Genomic DNA, 2,105 nt, shown 5'->3' on the forward strand with positions numbered 1-2,105 from the left:
CGTGCGGGCGGGTCGGGCGGCTGGAGAGCTCCGGGTGGCTGAGTGGAGACGTAGTACGGGTGCACCTCGGCCGGCAGCTCGACGTACTCGACCAGCTTGCCGTCCGGGGAGGTGCCGGAGAAGACCAGGCCGGCTTCCTCCAGCTGCTCACGGTAGGCGTTGTTGACCTCGTAGCGGTGGCGGTGGCGTTCGGAGACCTCGTTCTTGCCGTAGGTGGCGGCCACCACCGAGCCCTCGGCGAGCTTGGCCGGGTACAGGCCCAGGCGCATGGTGCCGCCCAGGTCGCCGCGGCCATCGACGATGTCCTTCTGCTCGGCCATGGTGGCGATCACCGGCATGGTGGTCTGCGGGTCGAACTCGGTGGATGAGGCGTCCTCCAGTCCGGCCACGTTGCGGGCGTACTCGATGACCATCGACTGCAGACCCAGGCACAGCCCCAGGGTGGGGATGCGGTTCTCGCGGGCGAACTTCAGCGCGCCCAGCTTGCCTTCCAGGCCGCGGATGCCGAAGCCGCCGGGCACGCAGATCGCGTCGACATCGGACAGCGCCTTGGCGGCGCCCTCCTCGGTGGCGCAGTCATCGGCCGGGACCCAACGCAGGTTGACCTTGGCGTTATTGTCGAAGCCGCCGGCCTTCAGGGCCTCGGTGACCGACAGGTAGGCGTCGGGCAGGTCCACGTACTTGCCCACCAGCGCCACCTCCAGGTGGTGGGCCGGGTTGTGCACCACATCCAGCAGGCGGTCCCAGTCATCCCAGTCCACGTCACGGAACTTCAGATCCAGAGTCTGCACGATGTAGCGTCCAGCCCCTGCGCGTGGATGACCTTGGGGATGTCGTAGATGCTCGGGGCGTCGGGGCAGTTGATGACCGCCTCGGTGTCCACGTCGCAGGTGCGACCCAGCTTGGCGCGCATCTCCTGCGGGATCTGGCGATCCGAGCGGATCACCAGCGCCTCGGGCTGGATGCCGATGGAGCGCAGGGCCGCCACCGAATGCTGGGTCGGCTTGGTCTTCAGTTCCTGACTGGGGCCGATGTACGGAACCAGGGAAACGTGCACGAAGAACGCGTTCTTGCGTCCGATGTCCTGGCGCACCTGACGGGCCGATTCCAGGAACGGCTGGGATTCGATGTCCCCCACGGTGCCGCCGATTTCGGTGATGATCACATCCGGCGCGCTCTTGCCCTCGCCCGGCTCGGTGGCCGGAAGGCGCATGCGGCGCTTGATCTCATCGGTGATGTGCGGGATGACCTGTACGGTGTCGCCCAGGTATTCGCCGCGGCGTTCACGCTCCAGGACGGTGGAGTACACCTGGCCGGTGGTCACGTTGGCGCTGCCGGGCAGGTTCTCATCCAGGAAGCGCTCGTAGTGACCGATGTCCAGGTCGGTTTCGGCGCCGTCGTCGGTCACGAAGACCTCGCCGTGCTGGAAGGGGTTCATGGTACCTGGATCGACGTTCAGGTACGGATCGAGCTTCTGCATGGTCACGGAAAGACCACGAGCCCGAAGGAGATGTCCAAGGCTGGATGCCGTCAGTCCCTTACCCAGGGACGAGGCCACACCGCCGGTGACGAAGATATGCTTTGTCGTTTCAGACGACCGAGAATCACGAGTTGTATTACGCTGCACCACGGGATTTCATCCTATCACCAATCCTGCACCTGACCATCCACTTGTCACCATCGCCACACCCGGATGGCGGGGGCGCAGCGGCGGCGGTTAGGCTTTGGCCGCCGCCTTCGACAGCGAATCTACCAGCTGCCGGGCCTCACCCAACAGCTCCTCCGCGTGGGCCTGGGCGGTGTCCGACTCCTCCTGCCCGGCCAGCATTCGCGCCAGTTCCCGCACCCTTTGGGCCTCATCCAGGGCCACGACGTCCGAGGCGGTGAAGCCCTTGCCGGTGTTCGCCGTCGCATCGGAGTTCTTGATCACACGGATGTGGCGATCGGCATAGGCGGCCACCTGGGCAGGTGGGTGACGACGATGACCTGTACGTGGCGGGCCAGCATGGCCAGGCGTTCGCCGATGGCCACCGCGGCCTTGCCGCCCACGCCCTGGTCGACCTCGTCGAACACGAAGGTCGGCACCGGGTCCACGGCCGCGAGCA

At 66.4% G+C, this 2,105-nt stretch carries 2 pseudogenes; both read right to left on the reverse strand.

The window, feature by feature from the left end:
* Positions 1–1,630 (reverse strand): annotated as a pseudogene (locus JCM19049_RS12410) (CTP synthase); the annotation flags it as partial.
* A gap of 87 nt (positions 1,631–1,717) precedes the next feature.
* Positions 1,718–2,105, reverse strand: a pseudogene (locus JCM19049_RS20720) (DNA repair protein RecN); the annotation flags it as partial.

Source organism: Arthrobacter sp. JCM 19049 (genome assembly GCF_001310435.1).